Annotated in this window: 13 protein-coding genes; 4 read left to right on the top strand and 9 right to left on the bottom strand. The window is 73.6% G+C overall.

Annotated features, from left to right (window positions below):
• The first annotated feature begins 130 nt into the window (after positions 1–130).
• On the top strand, positions 131–8998 hold the full coding sequence (locus BCD48_RS12340; protein ID WP_131803941.1) for a hypothetical protein: 8868 nt from the start codon (positions 131–133) through the stop codon (positions 8996–8998).
• 71 nt (positions 8999–9069) lie between these two features.
• Here the strand turns inward: BCD48_RS12340 and BCD48_RS12335 are convergent, their stop codons facing one another.
• Positions 9070–9402 (bottom strand): hypothetical protein, encoded by a 333-nt coding sequence (locus BCD48_RS12335; RefSeq protein ID WP_131803939.1) that lies wholly within the window; start codon positions 9400–9402, stop codon positions 9070–9072.
• Between the two features lie 450 nt (positions 9403–9852).
• Between BCD48_RS12335 and BCD48_RS12330 the strand changes: the two genes are divergently transcribed.
• The 3 genes from BCD48_RS12330 (at position 9853) to BCD48_RS12320 (ending at position 15037) form a co-directional block, all read left to right on the top strand.
• The gene (locus tag BCD48_RS12330) at positions 9853–12621 is read left to right on the top strand and encodes a right-handed parallel beta-helix repeat-containing protein (RefSeq protein ID WP_241841674.1); all 2769 of its coding nucleotides are present in this window, start codon (positions 9853–9855) and stop codon (positions 12619–12621) included.
• A gap of 192 nt (positions 12622–12813) precedes the next feature.
• Positions 12814–13392, top strand: a complete 579-nt coding sequence (locus BCD48_RS12325; RefSeq protein ID WP_071048497.1) for a sigma-70 family RNA polymerase sigma factor — start codon at positions 12814–12816, stop codon at positions 13390–13392.
• Between the two features lie 55 nt (positions 13393–13447).
• On the top strand, positions 13448–15037 hold the full coding sequence (locus BCD48_RS12320; protein WP_071048496.1) for a sensor histidine kinase: 1590 nt from the start codon (positions 13448–13450) through the stop codon (positions 15035–15037).
• Here the strand turns inward: BCD48_RS12320 and BCD48_RS12315 are convergent.
• The 8 genes from BCD48_RS12315 to BCD48_RS12280 all read right to left on the bottom strand — a co-directional run bounded on the left by BCD48_RS12315 (position 14953) and on the right by BCD48_RS12280 (position 22332).
• A complete protein-coding gene (locus BCD48_RS12315) occupies positions 14953–15264 on the bottom strand; it encodes a type 2 periplasmic-binding domain-containing protein (RefSeq protein WP_071048495.1) in 312 nt (103 codons plus the stop codon). The two genes, BCD48_RS12320 and BCD48_RS12315, sit on opposite strands and share 85 nt — an antisense overlap.
• Positions 15265–15493: 229 nt before the next feature.
• Positions 15494–16360 carry a hypothetical protein gene (locus BCD48_RS12310; protein WP_071048494.1) on the bottom strand — a complete coding sequence of 289 codons (867 nt, stop codon included), beginning with the start codon at positions 16358–16360 and terminating at the stop codon, positions 15494–15496.
• 191 nt (positions 16361–16551) lie between these two features.
• A complete protein-coding gene (locus tag BCD48_RS12305; RefSeq protein WP_071048493.1) occupies positions 16552–17577 on the bottom strand; it encodes a TAXI family TRAP transporter solute-binding subunit in 1026 nt (341 codons plus the stop codon).
• Between the two features lie 123 nt (positions 17578–17700).
• Complete coding sequence (locus BCD48_RS12300; RefSeq protein WP_071048492.1) at positions 17701–18501, bottom strand: response regulator transcription factor; 801 nt, start codon at positions 18499–18501, stop codon at positions 17701–17703.
• 280 nt (positions 18502–18781) lie between these two features.
• On the bottom strand, positions 18782–19687 hold the full coding sequence (locus BCD48_RS12295; protein WP_083418526.1) for an amino acid ABC transporter permease: 906 nt from the start codon (positions 19685–19687) through the stop codon (positions 18782–18784).
• A gap of 102 nt (positions 19688–19789) precedes the next feature.
• On the bottom strand, positions 19790–20434 hold the full coding sequence (locus BCD48_RS12290; RefSeq protein WP_071048491.1) for an amino acid ABC transporter permease: 645 nt from the start codon (positions 20432–20434) through the stop codon (positions 19790–19792).
• 57 nt (positions 20435–20491) lie between these two features.
• Positions 20492–21430 carry a glutamate ABC transporter substrate-binding protein gene (locus tag BCD48_RS12285; protein WP_071048490.1) on the bottom strand — a complete coding sequence of 313 codons (939 nt, stop codon included), beginning with the start codon at positions 21428–21430 and terminating at the stop codon, positions 20492–20494.
• Between the two features lie 122 nt (positions 21431–21552).
• Positions 21553–22332 carry an amino acid ABC transporter ATP-binding protein gene (locus tag BCD48_RS12280; RefSeq protein WP_071048489.1) on the bottom strand — a complete coding sequence of 260 codons (780 nt, stop codon included), beginning with the start codon at positions 22330–22332 and terminating at the stop codon, positions 21553–21555.
• Between the last annotated feature and the right edge of the window lie 365 nt (positions 22333–22697).

Here is a 22697-nt window from a genome sequence, read left to right as displayed (position 1 = left end):
CGCCAGGGTGAACCCACGCTGGCCGGCGAATGAACCTCGGCCGGCTCGGCTGCGTTGACCATAGCGGAACTTCTGGCGACCTCGCGGTGAACGCGAGGGGACCGGACGCCGACGCGGTGGGGAGGCGCGGGTGGGTGGTCGGCCGACCGACTGGTCGCGGCTCCACCTGGAGCGGGATCCGACGCCGGGTGATCCGGATGCGTTGGTGGGTGTCGCGGATTTCATGTGGAAGATGCGTTGGCAGGCGTCGAGGGTTCATGACGAGTTGACCGCGGTTGTCCGCAGTACCGGCGACGGGGCGTTCGTCGGTAAGACCGCGGATTATCTGCGGGATACGGTGAACGGTGCGATCCGTAATTTCATCGCCGGTGTGCATAGTGCGTTTGAGCAGGCAGAGCCGGCTGTGCGTAGTTATATCCGGGCGATGCGTGACGCGCAGGGTCGTGCGGATGCGGCGCATGCGCAGGCGGAGGGGTTGGCGCCGGATGATCCGGCGCTTGCGGGGTTGCGTACGGACGCCATCAACGCGCAGGCGGATCTGGGTAAGGCCGCGTCGTCGGCGACGAGTGCGATCCGCGAGGCGGCGAGGGCGATTGTTTCGCCGAAGACGGGGTGTCAGCAGTTCTGGGATGCGTTCAACGAGGTCGCGATCGTGATCACGTTGGTCGCGCTCGTCGTCGGTGGCCCGCTCGGGCTGCTCGCGTTCGCGCTGAACGTGGTGCTCGCGGCGAAGGCGGTCGTCGACTACGCCAACGGTGACACGAATGGCTGGGGTTTGTTGTTCGGCCTGTTGATGGCGGTGGCGCCGACGACGAAGCCGCTCATGGCGCTGAAGACGTGGAAGGCCCTTGGTTCCGGGGCGCTGGACTTGCTGAAGGGCGCGGGCAAGGTCGCCATCAGCGCCTGGGACTTCTCCCGGGCGCTGACGCTGCCGTTCCTGGTCGTCAAGGCGTACGACGTCGTCGCGATCCTCGGCAAGGCCGCCGACGCCGCCCGCGTGCTCGCCCTGCGCGGCTTCGTGACCCTCGTCGAACTGCCGAAGACGCTGCGGGCGCTGCACCCCTGGCAGGCGCTGACGGCGATGCACCCCTGGCAGGGCCTGAAGGCAGGCGCCGCCAAACAGCTCGCCCAGCTCAAGGCACTGCACCCATGGCAGAGCACGAAAGCGGGCTTCGCCAACCAGTTCCACGACCTGAAATGGCTACGGATCTTCACCCCGCTCGAAGCCAACGAGATCGGGGCTCTCGGGGTCTGGGGCGCTCACGACCTCGCCATCCTGGGCCGCGGCTTCCAGATCCCGAAGTACCTGGGCCTAGCCGACTATCTCCCCGGCGCCGCCGGGGCCGCCACCCACACCGGCGCGCACCTCGGCGACGCGCTGCTCAGCATCCACTCCCCGGCCGGCCCGTACCCAGGCGCGGGGATGGAGCACGCACTCTCGGCGGCCGGCGGACACGTGACGGGATCGGGGCTCGGATTCGGATATGGCCACAACTCGCTCCTCGGCCCGAGCGCGGCGACGCTGCTCGAACCCGCCGGAGCGTCCGCGTCGCTCGCCACGGGTGCGTCCGGCCTGATCCTCCCGCACGGCGCCGCGGCCGCGGCGGGCCAGCTCGCGAGCCCGATGAGCCATGCCGGCGCGCGGGCGTTCGCCGACACCGGCGCGCTCGCGGCCACGGGGCGTATGTCGCTTCCCGCGGGCGGCGCGGCGGTGTTCGGGGCGGCGCACCTGGCACCCACGCACGCGGTGGACCTGCTCGGGCAGGTGCACGCCGCGAGGCGCCTCGGGGAGGCGCTCGCGGATTTCAGACCGCTGGAGCACAAGCTCATCACCAACGCGGAACACGTCACCGCCCTGCGCACCGGCGGCGACACCTTCGCGATCGACTTCTCCCGCGCCGAGACCGCCGCGCCCGTCACCCGGGCCACTGGCGCCGACACGGCCGTGTCGGCGCCCGGCGCGCGGGCCGCGCTCGACGCGCCCCGCACGGGCACGCTCGGCGCGGCGCGTACGGCCCCGCTCGACGCGGCGCCGAGGCTGCCGGCCGAGGCCCGCGCGGCCTCGTCAGTTCCCGCCGCCGCGACGGGCCGGGACATGGCGTTCGACGGCGCGGAGGTACGGATCGGCCCCGGGGCCGCCCACGACCTGGGGGGCCTGCCCGACGGCGCCAGCCGAACGGCCACCACGCCGGATCGAGTTCGCGAGGGTCTCCACGCGGGTGACGAGACGCCGGCCCGGGCGCATGGCACGTCGTCGGCGGCGGACCGGGGGCTCGCGGAGCCGGCTCCGCACACGCCGGACACCTCCGAACTGCTCGCCGAGACCGGGCCGGCCGGCAGCCGGCACCTGGTTGACGCGGCCAGCGCCGGCCACGGCGGGGCCGGTCTGGACGAGGCCGCGCGCCGCCCGGAGGCCGCCGGCGTCGCCGCCCAGCGCCACGGCGCGCGGCCCGCCGCCGCCACGGCGTCGACCGACGGGGTCGGCCTACCGGTCCGGCCCGAGTTCCGGCCGCCGGCCGGGGCCGGCACGTCGGAACGGCCGCTGGTGGGCGCGGGCGCGTCGACGTCCGATGGCCGGGCCGGTTGGCATCAGCAGCCCCAGCAACGGCACTGGGCACGGCAGGACGCCGCGGCTGGCGAGCCGGGTGAGCTGGTGGACGCGGCGACGGCGCACCAGCGCGCCGCCGAGGAGGTGTCACAGGCGCACGCCGCCTTCGATGCCGCGGTGGTCGCCGGCGCGCGCGACCCCGACGCGATGATCACGGCGATGGTCGACCGGCGCGCGGCCGAGACGCGCCTGGCCCACGCCGAGCTGACGACGCCAGGCCCAGCAACGGGCGGCGACGCGGCACGGGCCGTGACCGCCGCGGACGTGCCGGCGGCCCATACCGCCGCAGAGGCGCCGGCCGCCCGCACCGCCGCGGAGGCGCCGTCCGCCGGCGCCGTCGCGCGCGCCGACCCGCCCCCGGGAACGGCTGAAGGCGCCGCCGGGTCGCCCGGTGGCGCCGAGCACTCCGCAGTCACGGAGCCGCCCGCGGGCGAACGGCCCCAGGCGGGCTCGGGGGGTGGTGGGGAGAAGCCGCCCGGCGAGCCACCGCGCCCGGTGCCCTCCTCGGCGCCGGATCCCTCCGAAGGCGTGCCCGGGGGTGGCGGTTCGGCCCAGCCACGCCGGCTGGTGGCGTCGGTGGGCAGTGACCCGGCGTTCGACGTGTTCTTGCACGCCGACGGCACCGCCCGGATCGCCGGCCACCCTCGCCCCTGGGCCGTCACGCGCGACGCCGACGGATCGGTGACCCTCACCGCGGGCCGGAACCGGATGAAGCTCGACGCCGACGGCAAGATCCTGCACGCGAACCTGCGTCACACCCTCGAGAACGGGGACGCCCTCGGCCGTACCCGGATCAGGTCCGACAGGACGACCACCTGGTTCGAGCCGAACGGCAAGGCCGTCAGCAGCGACCTGCGCTACACCCCGCACGGCGACGGCGGGTTCCACCTGCACCGGCCCGACGGCACGCATCTCTCTCTCGACGCTGGCGGGACGCTCACCGAGGCCCATATCACCCATGCCGCCGCGGACGGGACGCCGCTTGGGCATGTCGAGGTCGCGGCCGACGGTTCCGCGGTCTGGCACCACGCCGACGGCGGCGTCACCGGCGACCTGCGGCTCGCCGCCGACCCGCACGGCGGTTACCACCTCGTCTCCGCCGACGGCGCCCACGCGCCGGTCGCCCTCACCACCTTCAGCCACAGCCTGCCCGTTCCGCGCATGAGCCCGGAGGGGCACTGGACCAACGGCGTCTACACCGTCAGCCCGGCGAAGATGGCGCCGCACCTCGCCAACTCTCCGGGCCCGGAGCTCAAGAGCCTCTTCCTGCGCCACGTCGACGCCGAGAGGGTCACGCTTGACGCCGCGGCCTACGCGGACGCCGCCGGCCTGTGGGTCGGCAACAAGGCCCGGGTTCTCATCGAGGGCGGACCCGTCGGCGTCCGCGGCAACACTGGCGAGCTCACCCACTGGGTCCAGGTCACCCGGCGAGGGCGGATGGTCCACGCCTGGCCCTCCAGGCCGCCGCACGCGCTCGCGGCCTCGCCGGTGACCTGGGCGGGCACGGAGGCGCGGTTCCTGGCGGATGGGCGTCACCTGACGGTCACCACCGCGGCCGAGGGCCGGCTCGGGCGGATCATCGATCCGGGTGCCCGTGACGTCTACCGTGGTGCCTTCGAGGAGATCGAGGGCGACGGCGTCCGTGTCACGGCGCTGACCACGGACGACCTCGCCGACGTGACCGGTTTCGAGGACGTCGTGCTGCTGGACGGGTCGGGCGCCCGCGTCGCGGACTTCCGGGAGTTCGACGGCGCCGGCCAGCTCACCGGCAGCGGGAGGTTCCTCCAGGACCCCGGCCACCACCTCTACGCCCACCTCACCGTCGACCACGCCGCCGGCACGGCGACCCTCCGCCACGTGGACGGCACCGTCGAGGAAGGCCTGGCCCACGCCGCCGCCGAGCGCGGCGGCACGATCACCCGCGCCGACGGCACCTCCTACCGCTACGCCGCCGACGGCACGGTGGCCCACCCTCCACCCGCGCCGACCAATGCCAGTCATGCCGCGCCGACCAGCGCCAGTCACCCCACGCCGACCAGCGCCAGCCATCCCGCGCCGACCGGCAGCAGTCACCCCACGCCTGCGGGCGGCAGTCACCCCACGGCCGGCAGTCACCCCACCGCCCCCGCGCAGCCCCCGGCTGGCGGCGCCGGCTGGCACCATCAGCCCCAGCAGCAGCACCTGGCGTCCGCCGGCGGCGCGCCGCCCTCCGGTCACGGGCCTGGCGGCCCCGGGGCCGCCGCCCACACCGCCCCGCCGGGCTGGCAGGCCCAGGCCCTTCCGGGCGGCGGCCGGGAGCTCACCAACGGCGACATGACGATCGTCCTGCGCGCTGACGGCCAGCCGGCGCGGCTGGACAACATCCGGCTGGGGCCGGCCCACGGGCAGGACAGCGGCCTGGTCATCCGGGCGGCGCGCAACGCGACGACGGGTGACCTCGACGTCGAGGTGCTCGCGCGCCTCCAGGGCGGGACCGGGCCCGCGAGGTTCGTCCAGGTCCGCGGGGCCGAGGCGGCCTGGGACGGTACCCATGTCCGGGTCACGACCACCGCGGGCCGCCACGGGGGCGACTTCCGGCTGTACGACCTGGACGGGACGCTGAGCCGCGAGCGCGTGTCGGCGTTCGCCCGCGGCGGCGACCGGTCCGGGGCGACGTTCGAGATCGACCACGCCGGGCGGACCTGGGAACGGCGCGAACCGATCCCGGGAGACGCCAGCGGCGCGACCCGGACACCCGACTACGGCGGCAGGGGCGAGGTCGTGACCGGCCGGGCCGGCGAGCTGCGGCTGGTCGACCCGCTCTCGCGGTACAGGACGGCCGCCTACGTCCGCGAACGGCTCTCGAACGGCAACCTGCTGGAGGTCTTCGGCAGGGCCAGGGGCCGGCACCACTGGATCGAGTGGCGTGACACCGGGCGCAGCCTCGACCACTTCGAGGCCAGGCGCGGCTACCGCACGTACGACGAGATCCCGGACGGCATGTGGTGGGACCATCAGGCGGGCCTGCTCGGGCCGACGGGGCCGCGGGTGCGCGAGTACCTGAACCTGCCCGACGGCGGCCTGGTGCGCGCCGAGCAGGAGGTGTCCGGCCGGTGGGGCTGGCACCGCTTCGGCGCCGACCACAGCCTCGTCGCGGAAGGTGAGCGGGTCCGGTACGGCCGTGGCTGGGTCGACCGGGCTACGACGGGCGAGGTCGCGCAGCGGTACTACCCCGCCGTGTTCGGGAAAGGCCATTTCCCCTTCGTCGGCGCGCACCGCCCGCGCGACGCGTTCGACTACCTGGTCCACGAGCTGGACGCCGCCGGCCGGCCGACGGACCGCTTCGCGCAGTTCTCCCCGCAGAGCGAGCTGACCCGCGGCAGCGAGGCGATGAGCGGCGGCCACGCGCTGGACCTGCAGCGGTACGCCGAGCTGCGCCCGCCGCGACAGCTCTGGACGGCCAGGCAGGATCTGGGCGCGGTCGGCCCGGCGGACGAACCGGGCTGGTGGCGGGTTCGTCGCGATATCGGCGACGTCGACTTCCCCAGGCCGAGCGACATCCGGCTCCGCCGGGGCGCCCCCGGCGATCCAGCGCCCGGCTGGGACATCGGTGACAGCCGCTTCCGGGCGTTTCGCTGGATCGAGCGCGACGCCCAGGGCAACCAGGTCGCCAGCGGGGTGCGGACGGTGCGGGACCGGACGAACGGCACCTTCTCCGACTTCACCCACGACGGCCACTTCGCGCGCGGGACCTGGAGGCTGGAGAACGGCAACGTCCTGGAGATCGGCCGCGCCGACGCGGGGGTGGTCGGCCAGGCCGGCGGCACGCGCTGGATGGCACACCCCGATCCAAGTGTCTACGCCGGCCGGCGCGACCTGTTCTGGCAGGAGCTGGACGGCACGGCGCCCGGCGGCACGGTGCTGGCGGCCGGGGCGCGCCATTTCCCGAGCGGCGGGCCGCACTGGGTCGACACCGTCACGGAGAACGGCGTGGAGGTCGTCGTCCGCCAGACGGTCGGCGACGCGGGCGACGTCGTCACCTACCTGCCCGGGCACCGGCCGGTGTACGACCTGGGTCTCGCCGAGGGCGCGTCGCACACCGCGGTCAACCTCGACAGCCCAGGCACCGTCTCGGTCACCCGGGACACGAACGGCGAGCTGGTCGGCCGGACCGACGCGTGGCGAGTCCAGGACGCCGGCGGCAACCCGATCACGGTGACGGTCACCGGTCACGGCCACCCGAGCCGGGGAAGATGGGCCTGGAAGATCGACCAGGACGGCATCCAGCTGAGGGTCCGGGTCAACGGACAGGATCTCGCCGTCGACGCGAAGGAGTTCGCCGGGACGCGGATCAGCGCGCGCAACACGCGCCCGACCAGCTACCTCGACCGGCGATTCGCCGACCACTTCGACGAGTCCTTCCGGGACTACCTCGAGGTGACCGTCAGGAACGGTGGCAAGGACGAGAACGTCTGGGTCCTCGTGCGGGACAGCCGGGCCCTCGACCAGGGCACCACCCTGCGCACCTTCCACGACGGCACCGGCTGGCGCTCGCAGGTGTTCGACGGCGACGGCGCCCCGGTGGGCCGCACCGAGGCCACGCGGCAATGGGGGCACGGAACCGGCGCCGATGGGAAACCTGTCTGGGGAACCGAGCCGGTCGCGGGGATGGGCCGCATCCCGGCGCGCGCCCCTGTCTGGCAGGACCTCAGCGTCGATGGCCAGCGAGTGCTGCGCGAGTCGAACGCGGGCAGGGTCCTCGAGTACACGGCGCCCAGGCCACCCGACCCCGGCACGCCGGGGGCCCCGCCGCCCCCGCCGCCCCCGGTGGGCCGGCCGACCGCCGCGAAGACGGGCTTTGGCACCTGGCGGGAGCTCGACCAGGGCCAGGTCATCCGGGAGCGGGTCAACCTCCCCGGCCGGTACCGCGAGACCGAGACCTTCCACGGGCAGTGGCGGGAGACGAACGAGAACGGCGATCTGCTACGGATCCGCACCCTCTCCGGCCGGGTCTGGGAGCGTGACCCGCTGGGACGGCGACGCGTCGTCGCCACCCCGCAGGGACACTGGGACCTGGCCGGCCGCGAGATGGACTACCGGGGCGCGCTCAACGAGATCAGGGGCTGGAACCGGGTCAACCGGTACCTCAACATGCGGCAGTACCGGGCCGGGGACGGGCTGGTCGGCGAGTTCATCCCGCGGAGCCTGCTGGTCGCGCGCCGGGCGCTCCTGGACTACACGCAGGACGTCCTCCTGGACTTCCCGGCCCGGTTCGCCAGCCAGCTGGTGTTCAACGGGATGGCCGGCGAGCACAAGGACGACCCGTTCAGCTGGAAGTGGGTCGAGAAGACCGTGCTGAACTCACTGGTCGGCGGGGCGTTCCGGACCGGCGCGACGACGCTGCACCAGATCGGCGGCCTCGGCCGGTGGCGCCAGGGCTTCGGCAACGTCGACAACGGCTTCCCCTACAACCGGCACATTCCCAGGGACGACTGGGAGACGGAGTTCGCTGGCAACGAGTACGCGCCGCGGTGGCGCGGCCTCACCTATGACACCGGCGCGTACGGAGCCGTCTTCAACCCGCTTCTCTCGGCGGCGAGCAGCTGGACGGTGGGGGGCCTGTTCGGCGACGAGTGGCAGTGGGCCAGCCCCGGGGAGAGCGCCGCGAGCACACTCATCACCGGCCTCCCGATCGGCCTCGGGCGCAGCCTCGTCCACGGCTACGCCTCGGGGCGGTTCTTCCACGTCGGCGGCCTAGCCGAGGTCGGCTGGATCGCGGGGGAGCGGGTCGCCGACCGCACGCTGAGCCTGTTCCTCAAGCGTTGGTTGCTCGAGGAGCCGAGCGCCCCGCCCCCACCCCCGCCTTCCCCCGTGCCGTCGCCTTCCCCGTCGGTGTCCCCTTCACAGTCCGTGCCGCCGACGCCTCCCGGGACCCCGTCGCCGACCAGCCCGCCCGCGCCGGCGCCGACCGTGACGCCGTCCACGGCTCCGCATCCCGGGAACACACAGCCGCCCCCGACGTCCGGGCATACCTCGGTCCCACCGCAGCCGGTGCCGACCTTGACCTCAGTCCCAGCACCGACGCTGATCCCGACCTCAACGCTGATCCCGACCCTGACTCCGACCTCGACGCTCAGCCCGACCGCGACCCCAGGCCCGACGCCGACTCCCACGTCCACGACGACCCCGACTCCGACCCCGACGTCCACCCAGAGCCCGACGGCGGCCCCGACTCCCACTCCCACGGCCACGCCATCATCGACGGAGCCCCCGAGCCCGACCCCGACCGCGACACCGGCGCCGGTCCCAAGCGGCGCGTCGGCGCCCGACGAGGCGCGGCTGGCGTCCTGGACGGCCGCGCCCGACGCAGAGAATCCGTACCTGGAGGCCGCGCTGGCCCTTCTCGGGTGACTCCCGCGGTGGACGCCCGAACCGTGGCACGGCGCCCCCGGCGGCCGCCCGCGCGGCGTTACACGACGACCTCAGTCGATCATTTCGAAGGTCGGTGAGATCTCGAAACGGTTGAAAATCATCCAGGCGACCTCGATCTGTTTCCCGAGACAAGGTTCGTCGGCGGGGAACAGCAGCCTGACGTCGATATCGCCCTCTTCTTGGGTCCGGGAGACGGCGATCTCCAGGGCAATGCGGCCGACGAGCGGATAGGTGAACCACTCGTCGTCATCCGGCCCAGCCTCCAGACCGGTCTCGACGGCGCCCCAGTCCAGCTCGCCGAACCGATAGTCGACTATTTCTGACAGCGCGACCAGGAACCCTTTCAGATTCGCCAGCCGCAGCCACCCGTCGAGCTGCTCCACCACGTCACCAACCCGTCATTCGCCAGCGATTCTCACCCGCCGGGAGCCGCCGTCGCCCGCTCAGACGAGGGTGCTCCGGCTGGACGTCACGCCCGTTCGACCCGATTATACGGCCGGCGGTTTGGCGCGCCGTGCGCCGCCATGCGGATTGCCGGCGCCCCGGCCCGCGCTTCCCGCGCGCCGGGGACCACAATGAGGTTCAGGCGGTTATGGCCCGGCGCTCGGCGAAGGGCCTGAACTCCCGGTCGGCACCCAGTAGGCGGCACGCGGACGACGCGACGGCCGCGGATACGCGGAAGGACAGCGGACCACAGGATGCGAAGGCCACGACAGCAGGCGGCGCCGGCGGCGAGCCCCCCGCAGGCTCCCCCGGCGGGAGCCGGCGGATGGGCGGCGCCAGCCCCGTTCGGCCCGCCGCCCGTGCCGGGGCCTGTACCGGGGCCGGGGCCTGTGTCGGGGCCTCTGTCCGCCGCGCTCGAGGCGGCCGCGCCCGGCCAGACCGTGACGCTCCCGCCTGGCCGCTACGCCGAGAACCTCCTGATCGACGGGGATGTCACGCTCGCCGCGGCGGCCGGCGGCGGCACCGTGTGGCTCGCGGGCGGAGGCCCGCTCGTCCTGCGCGGCTCGGCGGTGCTGTCCGGTCTGGTCATCGTGGGCACCGACCCGTCGCTGCCCGCGGTCGTCATCGACGGGGGAGCGCCGACCCTGCGAGGGTGCGAGATCGTCAACGGCCGGGTGGAGATCGTCGGCGACGCCTCGCCGACGCTGCGCGACTGCCGGATCAGCGGCGCCCAGCTGGCCGGCGCGCATGCCGCGGGCACCGGCGGGCCCACCCTGGAAGGCTGCGTCGTCACTGACGTGGACGGCACCGGTGTCGTCGCCAGCGCCGGCGCGGCCGTCACCCTGCGGGGCTGCCGGATCTCCCGGACCACCGGTTCCGGCCTGCGCGCCCGCGGCCAGGCCACCGCGAGCGCCGACGGCTGCGAGATCACCGGGACCGGCCGCAGCGGCGTGCTCGTCGAGGACACGGCGACGGTCCGGCTGCGCGGCTGCTCCGTGCGCGGCGCCGGTACCGAGGGCGTCCGCGTTCTCGGCTCCTCGCCGGGGCTCCCCGGCGCGCCCGGCGTGGGCGCGGCGGCGGGCGCGAGCGCCGCGGCCGCCGCCCCCGGCCCCACCACCGGCGGGAGCGGCTCAGGGGACGTCCATGGCCGAGGAGACGCGAACGGCTCCGGAGAGACGGATGGCACCGCCGCGCGGCCGGGGCCCGAGGTGGTCGCCGACGACTGCGAGCTGGAGGCTGTCGGCACGGACGGGCTGCTCGTCGAGGGCGCCGCGACGGTGACACTGTCCGGCTGCCGGCTGCGCTCGCCCGCCCGCGCCGGCGTCGTCGCGGCCGGGGCGTCCGTCGTGACGCTCACCGGCTGCGTGCTGGAGCGCGTCGGCACCTCCGCCCTGGTGGCGCGCGGCTCGGCGGTCATCACGGCCGACGGCGGCCGGGTGTTCCGGCCGGCGGCCAACGGGGTGTTCGTCGCCGACGCGGGCCTGGCCACCCTTCGCGGCCTGGCCATCGAGGAGGCCGGCTACAGCGCGGTCCACGCGGCCGGCGCCTCGTCGGTCACCCTCGTCGACGCGCACCTGCGGACCACTCCCGAGCACGGGGTGCACGCGGTCGGCCGGGCCGCGGTCCGCGTCGAGGGTGGCCGGGTCAGCGGCGCGGCCATGTCGGCGCTGCACGCCGAGCAGGACGCGACGCTGACCGCGCACGGCTGTGAGCTGGCCGGCAACGGCGTCGGGATCAGCGCGAACGCGGCGGCGCCGGCCACCGCGACGGCGACCGGCTGCGTCGTCACCGACAGCGCCGACGTGGGCATCCGGATCGGCTCGGGCGCGAAGGCGACGCTCACCGGATGCCGGGTCGAGCGCACCGGCGCCGCCGGTGTGGTGGTCGCCGAGCGCGGCGAGGCCCAGATCACCGACTGCCAGATCGCGGACGCGACCGGCTCCGGCCTGGTTGTCTGGCGCGCGGCCGCCCCGACCGTCAGCGGCCTGCGGGTGGCGCGCACCGGCAAGAACGGCGTCTTCGTCGGCGACGACGCCGCCGGCGCGTTCGAGGGTGGCGAGATCACGGCGGCCGCGTTCCCCGCGCTGCACGTCGGCGCCCGGGCCACGCCCCGCGTCGCCGGCCTGCGTATCCACGACACGGACACCGACCTGAGCCTCGCCGACGGCGGCGCGCCGACGTTCGAGCGCTGCACGGTCACCCGGGTGCGGACCGTCAACATCCCCGCGTCCGGCCGGGACGGCGCGGCCGAGGGCCCTGGCGGGACGGGGCCGGCGACGGCCGCGGCGGGTGGCCGGGGCGGCACCGGGGCCGACGGAGAGGCGGACGACCTGCCGGACGCGCCCCCGGTCGAGTCGCTCGACGACCTGCTGGCGGAGCTCGCCGGCCTGGTCGGCCTGGAGCGCGTGAAGCGGGACGTCGGCGCGCAGGTGAAGCTCATGCAGACGGTGCGCCGCAGGCAGGAGGCCGGGCTCGCCGCGCCGCCGCTGTCCCGAAACCTGATCTTCGCGGGCAACCCGGGCACCGGCAAGACGACCGTGGCCCGCCTCTACGGCCGGCTGCTGACCGCGCTCGGGATGCTCGAGCGCGGCCACCTCGTCGAGGCCGACCGGTCGGCGATGGTCGGCGAGTACATCGGCCACACGGCGCCGAAGACGACGGCGGTGTTCCGCCGGGCCCTCGGCGGGGTGCTGTTCATCGACGAGGCCTACGCGCTGGTCCCGCCGGGGGTGGGCAACGACTTCGGCCAGGAGGCGGTCGCCACCCTGGTGAAGCTGATGGAGGACCACCGTGACAGGGCCGTCGTCATCGTCGCCGGCTATCCCGGCGAGATGTCCGGGTTCATCGACTCGAACCCGGGTCTCGCGTCCCGGTTCACCCGCACGATCACCTTCGACGACTACGCCGACGAGGAGCTGACCGGCATCGTCACGGCGCAGTGCGCCCAGCACGAGTACGAGCTGACCGAGCCGGCGCGCGCGGCGGTCGTCGAGTACTTTTCCCGGGTCCCTCGGGTACGCGGCTTCGGCAACGGCCGGCTCGCCAGGCAGGTGTTCCAGCGGATGACCGAGATCCAGGCCCAGCGGGTCGCGGACCTGACGGACCCGAGCACCGACGACCTGCTGCGGCTCGTCCCCGACGACGTCCCGTCGAACTGACAGGCGCCGCTGGCCGGCTCTTCACCGGCCGACGCGCTGCTGGCCGGGCCCTCTCTTGGCCAACAGGTAAATATTCGGCGTAAGAGCTTCAAATCCCTCTCAAATCGGTCCGCGCCCGGCGGCGTGACCGTAGCCTGACGTGGCGTCAGCTCGGCCACCGTTGACACCGGACGCCCGGCGGAGGGACTGCCCATGACGAGCGTGCCCGCGCCCGCTCCAGAACGGGCCGACGCGGCCCGGCGGCGGCACTTCGGCGAGCACCTGGTCCGTGACTGCGGCCCCGCCCTGGAGCGCTATGTGTCCCGGCTGCTGCCGGGCGACCCGGGGCGCACCGAGGACATCGTCCAGGAGACGTTCCTGCGCGCCTGGCGGCACGCCGACCTGCTCACCGGCCTGACCTGCGACGAGGAGCTGCGGCGCTGGCTGTTCCGCGTCGCCCACAACGTGGCCGTCGACTGGCTGCGCCGGCGGGCCACCCGCCCGCTCGAACTGACCGACAACCTGCCCGTCCTGTCCGATCCGGCCGGGCAGGACCAGCTCGAGGCGGTGCTGCTGCGCCTCATCCTCGCCACCGCGCTCGAGACGCTGTCCGCGCCGCAGCGGGCGACCCTGGTGCACCTGCACTGGCTCGACCGCTCCCACGCGGAGGTCGCCGCCGCGCTCGGCATCCCGACCGGCACGGTCAAGTCGCGCCACCACGTCGCCGTCCGCGAGCTGCGTACCGCCCTGACCGCCCGAGGCGTCACCGGCGCTCGCCCCGCGGCCCGTTGACCGGACTAGGCCCCGGGGCCGCCGCGGGGCACTGACAGAAGGCCAGGGCACCAGCATGCGCACGAGGCTGCTCACGATCCTGCTCGCGTTCATGACGGCGACGCTGGCCGCGCTGGGTGTGCCCCTCGGGCGCAGCGTCGCGCAGAGCCAGCAGCAGCAGATGTTCGTCGACCGGCTCGCGGACACCTCGCGGTTCGCGGGCATCGCCGGCCAGGCGCCGGCGGGCGACGGGGACCAGGAGCTGCGGGACGAGCTGACCCACTACGAGCAGCTGTACGGGATCGCCGCGGTGGTCGTCGACCTGAACGAGGACGTGCGCGCCGCGTCGAGCCCGGGAGTCGACGCGCGCGTGGAGGAGCTGCGCCCCGCTCTGCAGGGCGCCCTGCGAGGCCGCCGGTCCAGCGACCCCGGCCAGATCTGGCCCTGGCAGGACCGCCCGCTGGTGGTGGCCGAACCGGTCGTCTCCGGCAGGGACGTCGTCGGCGCGGCGGTGACGATCTCCCCGACGGGCCGGCTGTCCGGCCGGATCCTGCGCTGGTGGCTGTGGCTGCTGGCCGCCGCCGTCGTCGTCACCTGCCTGTGGGTGGGAGCCGCCGTGCGGCTGACGCGCTGGGTGCTGCGCCCGGTGCACGACCTGGGCCTGGTCACCCACGAGATCGCGACGGGCCGGCTCTCGGCCCGGGTGCTGGGCAGCGCCGGGCCGCTGGAGCTGCGCCGGCTGACCCTGTCGTTCAACGAGATGGCCGGCCACGTGGAGGACGCCGTCGAGGCGCAGCGCGCGTTCGTCGCGGACGCCTCCCACCAGCTGCGCAACCCGCTGTCGGCGCTGCTGCTGCGGATCGAGAACCTCGCGATGGACCTGCCGGACCAGTGGCAGGAGGAGGTGGGGGAGACCCGGGTGGAGGCGCGCCGGCTGGTCCGGGTCCTCGACGAGATGCTCGCGCTGGCCAGGGCCGAGCACCACGTGGCGCGCCCGGAGAAGATCGACGTCCGTGCCGTCGTCGACGAGCGGGTCGCCGCGTGGCGGCCGATGGGCGACGCCCGCGGCGTCAGCGTCGACGTGACCGGGCTGACCAGCGTGTCGGCGGTGACCGACGTCGACGCCCTTGAGGGCGCGCTGGACGCGGTACTCGACAACGCGCTGAAGTTCTCCCCGCTGGACTCGACCGTCACAGTGACCGTGAGCCTGGGTCCCGACGGTCCCGACGGTCCCGACGGTCCCGACGGTCCCGACGGTCCCGGCGGGCCGGGCGCCGCCGGTGACGCACCCGGCCCGGACGCCGCGCGCGACGGCGGCGGCCAGACCGCCCGCGACGCCACCTTGCTCGCCGCCCACCTCCCCACCGTCGCCGCCACCCGCCCCGTGGCGCGTCACCTGGGTGAGCCGGCGGGTGACGTGTTCATCCGGGTGAGCGACCAGGGACCCGGAGTCACCGTCGACGAGCTGGCGAGCATCGGGCGCCGTTTCTGGCGCAGCCGGCGCAACGTCAACATCGGCGGCTCCGGCCTCGGGCTCAGCATCGCGACGACCCTGCTGGCCGCCTCGGGCGGCGACATCCGCTACGCGCTTGGCGAGCCGGCCGGCCTCGTGGTGACGCTGCGGCTGCCTCCGGCCAGCCCGAGCTCGCCAGGGGCGGCGACGTAGCTGCCGCGGCGTGGCGGGCACAGCCGCGCGTTCCAGACACCGGACTCGACCAGCCGCACGGCCTCCTCCCGGATGATCTCGCTGACTCTGATCGCGAAGCCACGCGGCAGTTCGAGATGCCCGGTGACGGCGGTGCCCAGCTGCTGGGTGAGAGCCGGCTCCCGCAGCGGCGCGTGACGCAGCCGCTTCGCCTCGATCTCGGCGGCGCAGGCCGACAGCGGCAGCACGCCGTAGCCACGCCTGAACAGGTGGCCGCTGGTAACGGCACCCTCACGCCCAGGACCGCGGGTGCGTGAGCGACGGCGGCGGGCGGCTCAGCCCGGCGCGTCAAGCCATAGGGGTGCGTCGTCGCGCGGCTTCGAACGCGAAACGACCGGCCGGGTGCGCGTGCACCCGGCCGGTCGGGCGTGCCCAGTCGCCGTGGCCGGCGGACGTCACCTCGTCAGAGGCGTGTGGTCAGAAGCGGCGTGGCGTGGAGTCGAGGCCGGGCATCTCCTCCAGCCGGCCAGCGGTGGCCTCCGAGGCCATCTCCTCGTTCATCGACGCCGGGAAGCCGGTGGCGGGCGTGGACGAGGCCGACGACGGACGACCGGACGTCCCAGTTTCGGCTCCGGCCGGTGTCCCCGCGCTGGCGGTCACCGGCGGCGTCGGTGTCGAGCCGGTCAGGTCCTCGTCGCGACCGCCGCCCGCCAGCGTGTCCGCCTTGCCCTGCTGGCCGGAGCCGGGCAGGTACTTGCGGGCCGCGACGGTCGCCGCCGCGCCGCCGCCCAGCAGCAGCACGGTGACCATGCCGCGGCGGCGGCGCTGGTGCGCCCGGGCCAGCTTCCGCTCGGCCTTCGCGAGCCGGTTCTCCAGCACCAGCTGGGCCCTGTCGGCCCGCTGCCGGGCCTTGCGCTCGGACCGGACGGCGCGGCCGGACCGGGCCTTCTCGATCCGCAGCTCGGTGGTCGCGCGGGCGCGCTCAGCCGAGAGCTCCGCCGCGCCGCGCGCCTTCTCGATCCGCCGGCCGGCGCGACCGGAGACGGCCGCGGCCCTGGATGCCGTCCGGGCCGGGACCTTCGCCACCTTGCCGGCCTGCCGGCTGACCGAGTCGGCGCCGGCGCTCGAGGCTTCGGCCACCTTGCTGGCCAGCGCGCTGCCGGCGTCCCGGGTGGCGGTCGCGGCGGTGTGCCCCGCCTGGGCCACCCCATGGCTGGCCTTGGCCGTGGCGTCGGCGACGGCGTGCCCGGCGCGGTCGGCGGCGGTGCGGGCCGCGTCGGGAATCCCGCTCACCGGGACGGCCTCGGTGACGTGCGAGAGCCGGTCCTTGATCGTGGTACTCATCGGTCTCCCTTCGTGGCGTGGCCCGAGCGGCGGGGCCGGCGCGGGGTCGGGGCGGGTGACCCCGCCGCTGGCCCTCCAAGATCTGACGACCTTGCCCTACCCTGCGCGGCGGCGAACCAACATTCCCACTCTCCGTGGCGTGGCACTCGCCCTGAGCGGCCTACGGCGGGTGGACCAGGCCGGTGACGGCCCTAGACCTTGGTTGCCCGGTAGTACCTGGCCGCCCCCTCGTGCAGCGGCACCGGCCCGGTCGCGACGGCGCTGCGCGGGTCCAGCGAGTACGCGACCGGCACCACCCGGGCGATCGTCTCCCGCGCGTCGAAGAGAATCCGGGTCACCTCGCGGACGAGTCCCGGGTCGGTGTCGACGCTGGTGACGAGCAGGTCGGCCATCGCCACGGTCGGGGTCGCGCCGACGCCGGCGTAGGCGCCGTCGGGGATGACGCCGCGCCGGTACTCGGCGCCCCACTCCTGGACGTCGTCCAGCCTGCCCACCAGCCCGTCGAGAGGGACGAACCAGACGGGGAACCGGCTGGCCAGGTCCGCGACCGTGATGGTGGGCAGCCCGCCCTGCCAGAAGAACGCGTCGATGGTGCCGTCGGCCAGCGCCTTCGCCGACTCGTCGACACCGAGCCTCCGCTGGGTCACGTCGGCCAGGTCGATCGCCGGGTCGACGGTGAACAGCCGGGTGGCGACCAGGTCGGTGCCCGAGCCGGGGGCGCCGGTCGAGACCCGCCGGCCGCGCAGGTCCGCGAGGGTCCGGACGGGGGAGTCGCGCGGCACGATGAGGTGGATGTACTCGTCGTAGATCCGCGCGACAGCCCGGACGGGCAGGGCGGCCTTCTTGAAGGGGTCCTGTCCGCGCACCGCGGCCGTCGCCGCGTCCATCGTCGAGAAGCCGAAGGTGTTCGGCTCGGCGGCTACCCTCCGCAGGTTGTCCACCGCGGCGCCCGTGATCATGGTCGTCGCCCTTACCCCCGGCAGCGAGCCGTTGATCGAGGCCGACAGCGCCGTGCCGTACCGGTAGTAGATGCCCCCGGTGCCTCCGGTGAAGACCGTGACGGGTCCCCGTCGATATTGCGGGCCGCCGCCGTCGAACCGAATCCAGGCGAGCACCCCGGCCGTCACCAGAACAACCGCCGGAACGACGGCCAGCACGACCAGTCGACGCCACGGCGGCAGGCCGGACGGGCGCGCCCGGCCCACGGTGACTCTCATGCTTTATCCTCGCACGCCGACGTCCGGGAACGTCAGGCGGCGCGGTTGTGCGCGGGCATGGGCCGAGGCCGGGCCGAAGGCCGGACGGAAAGATTACCGATATGTAAACGACGGCCTGTGCGTTTAGCCGACGGCCTTTGTGCTCAGCCGGTAGCCGATACCGCGGACGGTCTCGATCACCCCGGGCAGTCCTAGCTTTGCGCGCAGTGACGCAATATGGACCTCCAATGTGTGCGAGGCGCCTTCCGAGCTGTATCCCCACACCTCGGCGAATATCTGCTCGCGCCGGAACACCACGCCCGGGGCGCCCGCGAGCTGGGCGAGCAGGTTGAACTCCTTGCGGGTGAGCGCGGTCTCCCGCCCGGCGACGGTGACCTCCCGCGCCCGCAGGTCTATGGAGATCCTCCCGACGGACAGCACCTGGTCGCCGTCGCTCCCGAGCGTGCCGGGCCCGTGCTGGCCGGGCCTGGTGGGCACCGGAGCCGGCGGTGGCCAGGCGCGGGCCCAGGCGGGCCTTGGCCCGCCTGGGCCCGGCTCGGGGCGGGAACCGGACGCGTCGCCGCGCTGGTGGGAACGTCTGGTCACCACGTGAATGCGCGCGATGAGTTCGAGGACGTCGAAAGGCTTGACGACGTAGTCGTCGGCCCCGGTGTAGAGGCCGCGCAGCCGGTCGGCCTGCTCCGCGCGGGCGGTCACCATGATGATCGGTACCGTGGATATCAGTCGGATGCGGGTGCAGATGTCGAAGCCGTCGCGGTCCGGAAGACCCAGGTCGAGCAGCACGAGATCCGGCTGGGCGCTGTTCAGCATGTCCAGCGCGAGGGTGCCCGTTCGGGCGCGGACCACGTCGAACCCGTGCCGGCGAAGACTGCCGGCCAGCGCGCCCGCCACCCGGTCGTCGTCCTCCACTACCAGTAACAGCATCGCTGCCTCCGCCAGTCGGCGCCGCCCGAGCTTCCCCGTACCCCCGTCGCGCGATTCATGAAAAATCCCTGTCGGGCAGAACGTAGCACTGGGAGAAAACACGAGATCGACGGCGACTCCGCCGCCGCGGGGGGTATTCCCCAGTTCCGTGCCGCCTCGCGCGGACGAGGGCGCGCCGGCGGCGATGGGCTCGCCGTTCGCGGCCGCCCCTGCCCGGCCGGGGCAGGGCAGGGCAGGGCAGGGGTAATGGCCAGGGCCGGGGAGCGGGATCCGCCGTCTGTCAGCCCGCTGGCGCGTCCGTCCCAACCCCGATCACGGCGGCGCCGGCGAGCCCGGCGCCGACGATCAGCGGGTTCAGCGCGGTCGGCGCCTCGGCGGCCACCCGCGCGCCTGGCCGGCGCTGCCTGGCCTCGAGCCGTCGCGCCAGGTAGGACAGGCTGGCGTTCACCGCGACGTAGACCACCGCGACGACGACGTAGGCCTGCAGGACGGACTGCGCGTACTGCCCGGTTATCTGCCCGCGGTGCAGCAGCTCCTCGTAGGGCAGGACGAAGCCGAGCGAGCTGTCCTTGAGCAGCACCACAAACTGGCTGACCAGGGACGGCACCATCCGGCGGACCGCCTGCGGCAGCAGGACCAGCTGCATCGTCTGCCAGAAGCCGAGGCCGAGCGCCTCCGCGGCCTCGCGCTGGCCGCTGTGCAGCGAGACGATGCCGGTCCGGAAGATCTCCGCGAAGACGGCGCTGTTGTACAGGGTCAGACCCAGGACGAGGAACCAGAAGACCGGCAGGTCCACGCCCAGCGTCGGCAGCCCGAACCCGATGAAGTAGATCAGCAGCAGGACCGGGATCGCCAGCCAGAAGTGCGTGTACGTCGCCGCGGCGCCCCGCAGCGCCGCCACCGGGGCCAGCCGGCAGATCGCCAGCAGGCAACCGATCGCCAGCGAGAGCGCACCGGCGACGGCGGCCACCTTCAGGGTGTTGAGCAGCCCGAACGCGAGGAACCGCAGGATGGCGGGGTCGGTGACGAAGGTCCAGCGGGCGCGGTCGAGCTGGTGGTGCCCGGCCAGCCGCACGACCGCGACGGCGACCGCGAGGCCGACGAGCCCGACGCCGACGACGGTGGCCGCCGCGATCCAGATTCGTGCCCGCGGCCCAGGCTCGTCATAGAGAACAGTGGCGCTCACAGTGGCGTCCTTTCCTGGCGCGGGTCGTCCCGGCGGTGGCGGTTCCCGGGCGGGCCGGGCGCCGCGGCCGCTCGCCGCGTGGCGAGAGCCAGCCGGCGGCGGTCACCGGGCCACCGCCACGCGGCGTTCGACGAGGCGGGTGACCGCGCCGAGCGGCAAGGTCACGACCATGTAGGCCACGGCGGCCGCGAGGTAGATCCAGATGGGGTTGGGGTCGGAGGTGTTGAGCTGCCCAGCCCGCGCGGTGAGCTCCAGCAGTCCGATCGGGGCGGCCAGCGAGGTGTTACGGACCAGGGCGGACAGCAACGCGCCCAGCGGCGGCACCACCGTGCGGAACGCCTGCGGAAGCACGACATACCGCAGCGTCTTGGTGAAGGTCAGGCCGAGCGAGCGGGCCGCCTCCGCCTGGCCGATGGGCACCGCATTGATGCCGGACCGCAGCGCCTCGGCGACGAAGGCGCCGGTGTAGCCGCCCAGCACCAGGACGGCCGAGACGAACAGCGAGTAGCGGACGCCGGTCTTCGGCAGTCCGTAGACGAACAGGAAGAGCAGGACGAGGGGGGGCGTGTTGCGGACCGTTTCGACGTAGGCCAGCCCGGCCGCCCGGAGGGGGGCGGCCGGGCAGACCCGCGCCGTCGCGACTACCACACCCACACCCAGCGCGAGCAGAAACGACAGCGCGGTGAGCTTGAGGGTGGTCCACAGCCCCGACCCGAACACGTCGAGGTTGTCGAGGACGACGTTCACGATGGGCTCCGAACGAAAGCTGGTGGTGCGGCGGTCAGCGGGCCGGGCCTATGGCTGTCAGGCGGTGTAGCGGTCGATGGTGGGTGTGGTGGGGACGGTGGGTGCCACCTTGCCGACGGTCGACTGGAAGGCCTTCGCCCAGTCGCCGTTCTGGTAGGCCTCCTCGAGGGTGTCGTTGACGAAGGTGCGGAACGCGTCGTCGCCCTTGGTCAGGCCGATTCCGTACGGTTCCGTGGTGAACGTCGTGCCGACGAGCTTGAGGTCGTCCTTGTGTTGTGAGATCAGTCCGAGCAGGACGACGTTGTCGGTGGTGACCGCTTCGACTCGGCCGTCGATGAGCTGTTCGGCGCAGGAGCTGTAGGTGTCGACGAGGACGACGTCGGCGGTGGGGGCCTTCTCTCGCAGGTTCTTCTCCGAGGTGGAGCCCTCGACGGTGCAGACCTTCTTGCCGTTCAGGTCGGCGACGCCGCGGATCGCGGTGTTGTCCGACTTGACCATGATGTCCTGGCCGGCGGTGTAGTAGGGCCCGGCGAAGTCGACGAGCTTCTTGCGTGCGTCGTTGATCGTGTAGGTGGCGATGACGATGTCGACCTTGCCCTGCTGGATGAACGGTTCGCGGTTCTTCGAGACGGTCTGCAGGAACTGGATCTTGTCGGGGCTGCCGAAGATCCGGATCGACAGCAGCCTCGCGATCTCGGTGTCGAATCCCTCGATCTTGTCGTTCGTCGGGTTCTGTAGCCCGAACAGCGGCTGGTCGAACTTGGTGCCGACGATGATCTCTCCGCGCTGGCGGATCTTGTCCAGCGTCGGGCTCGCCGGGAAGTCCGTGGCCTGGGTCAATTTGTAGCCGCCGGCCGGCGTGGCGCCGCTGGCGGCGGCCGGTCCCGGGCCGCTGCCGTCGTCGTCGCCGCACGCGGCGAGCGTCAACGCCAGCGCGGCGGCCAGGCCGACCGTGACGGATGACAGGCGGGCCGAGAGGCGGGATCGTCTGAACATGGGATTCCCTTCCTGCTGTCTCCCCGCGCGGAGCCGCGGCGGGTGAAAAAATTTCGTGGGCCGTTCGGCTGGCCGCGGGCCCGGCAATACGCCCGCGGCGTCGAGAGCGGCGATGCGGGCGATCAGTGACTGAGAATCTTGCCGAGGAAGTCACGGGCGCGCTCGGACTTCGGGCTCGCGAAGAACTCGGCGGGCGGCGCCGTCTCGACGATCCGGCCCTCGTCCATGAAGACCACGCGGTTCGCGACGGTGCGGGCGAACCCCATCTCGTGGGTGACGACCACCATCGTCATTCCGGACGCCGCGAGCTCGCGCATCACGTCGAGAACCTCGTTGATCATCTCCGGGTCGAGGGCTGAGGTGGGCTCGTCGAAGAGCATGATCTTGGGCTCCATCGCCAGCGCCCTGGCGATCGCGGCCCGCTGCTGCTGGCCGCCCGACAGCTGGGCCGGCAGCTGGTCCGCCTTGTCCCCGATGCCCACCCGGTCGAGGAGCTCACGCGCCGTCGCCTCGGCCTGCCGGCGCGGGATTCCCCGGACCTTGACCGGGGCCAGGGTGACGTTGTCGAGCACGCTGCGGTGGCTGAACAGGTTGAAGGACTGGAAAACCATGCCCACCTGCGCCCGCAGCCGGGCCAGGGCCCGGCCTTCCGCGGGCAGGGGGGCACCGTCGATGGTGATGCTGCCCGAGTTGATCGCTTCCATCCGGTTGATGCAGCGGCACAGCGTCGACTTCCCGGACCCGGACGGGCCGATGATCACCACGACCTCGCCGCGGTCGACGGTCAGGTCGATATCGTGGAGAACCTGGTGGGCACCGAACGACTTGCAGACCTTGTCCAGCACTATCAGTGGCTGGCTGGTCGAGGCCGATGGAGCCGGTGCCTGCGGTGCCAAAGACATGGCTGTCCTGACCTCCTTTCCGAATGACGTGCCAGGGCATGCGAAAACGAGCGTTCACGGCATGGTCGAGTCGTTTTTCGGACCGTCGGGAACGGCCCGCGAGAGTAGCCATCCCATCGTCCTCTCGGCGATGGCCCGGGACCTCGTCCCCAGGTGGGATGGAGAAAGGATCCGGCGGGCCGCGGTGGTGTTGTCGAGACCATAGGGAACCCCGTGCCCGGCGGTCCCGTTGCCTGAGAAAAAATTGAGGAAGCCGGCCGGTGACTTAACCTGGCCGCCGGGCGGGCAGCCTGGACCCACCCGGCCCACCCGGCCCACGTAGGCCAGCCCGGACCACGTAGGCCAGCCCGGCCGCCCACAGGGGG

This window comes from Pseudofrankia coriaricola (assembly GCF_001854805.1).
Lineage (GTDB): Bacteria > Actinomycetota > Actinomycetes > Frankiales > Frankiaceae > Pseudofrankia.
The sequence above is the reverse complement of the archived record's forward strand: the minus strand, read 5'-3'. Positions and strand labels throughout refer to the sequence as shown.

What these genes read in the sequence shown, in the direction of transcription:
- BCD48_RS12300 (WP_071048492.1), bottom strand. Translation starts at nt 18,501, where the DNA reads ATGCTGTTACTGGTAGTGGAGGACGACGACCGGGTGGCGGGCGCGCTG.
- BCD48_RS12285 (WP_071048490.1), bottom strand. Translation starts at nt 21,430, where the DNA reads ATGTTCAGACGATCCCGCCTCTCGGCCCGCCTGTCATCCGTCACGGTC.
- BCD48_RS12310 (WP_071048494.1), bottom strand. Translation starts at nt 16,360, where the DNA reads ATGAGTACCACGATCAAGGACCGGCTCTCGCACGTCACCGAGGCCGTC.
- BCD48_RS12280 (WP_071048489.1), bottom strand. Translation starts at nt 22,332, where the DNA reads ATGTCTTTGGCACCGCAGGCACCGGCTCCATCGGCCTCGACCAGCCAG.
- BCD48_RS12320 (WP_071048496.1), top strand. Translation starts at nt 13,448, where the DNA reads ATGCGCACGAGGCTGCTCACGATCCTGCTCGCGTTCATGACGGCGACG.
- BCD48_RS12305 (WP_071048493.1), bottom strand. Translation starts at nt 17,577, where the DNA reads ATGAGAGTCACCGTGGGCCGGGCGCGCCCGTCCGGCCTGCCGCCGTGG.
- BCD48_RS12325 (WP_071048497.1), top strand. Translation starts at nt 12,814, where the DNA reads ATGACGAGCGTGCCCGCGCCCGCTCCAGAACGGGCCGACGCGGCCCGG.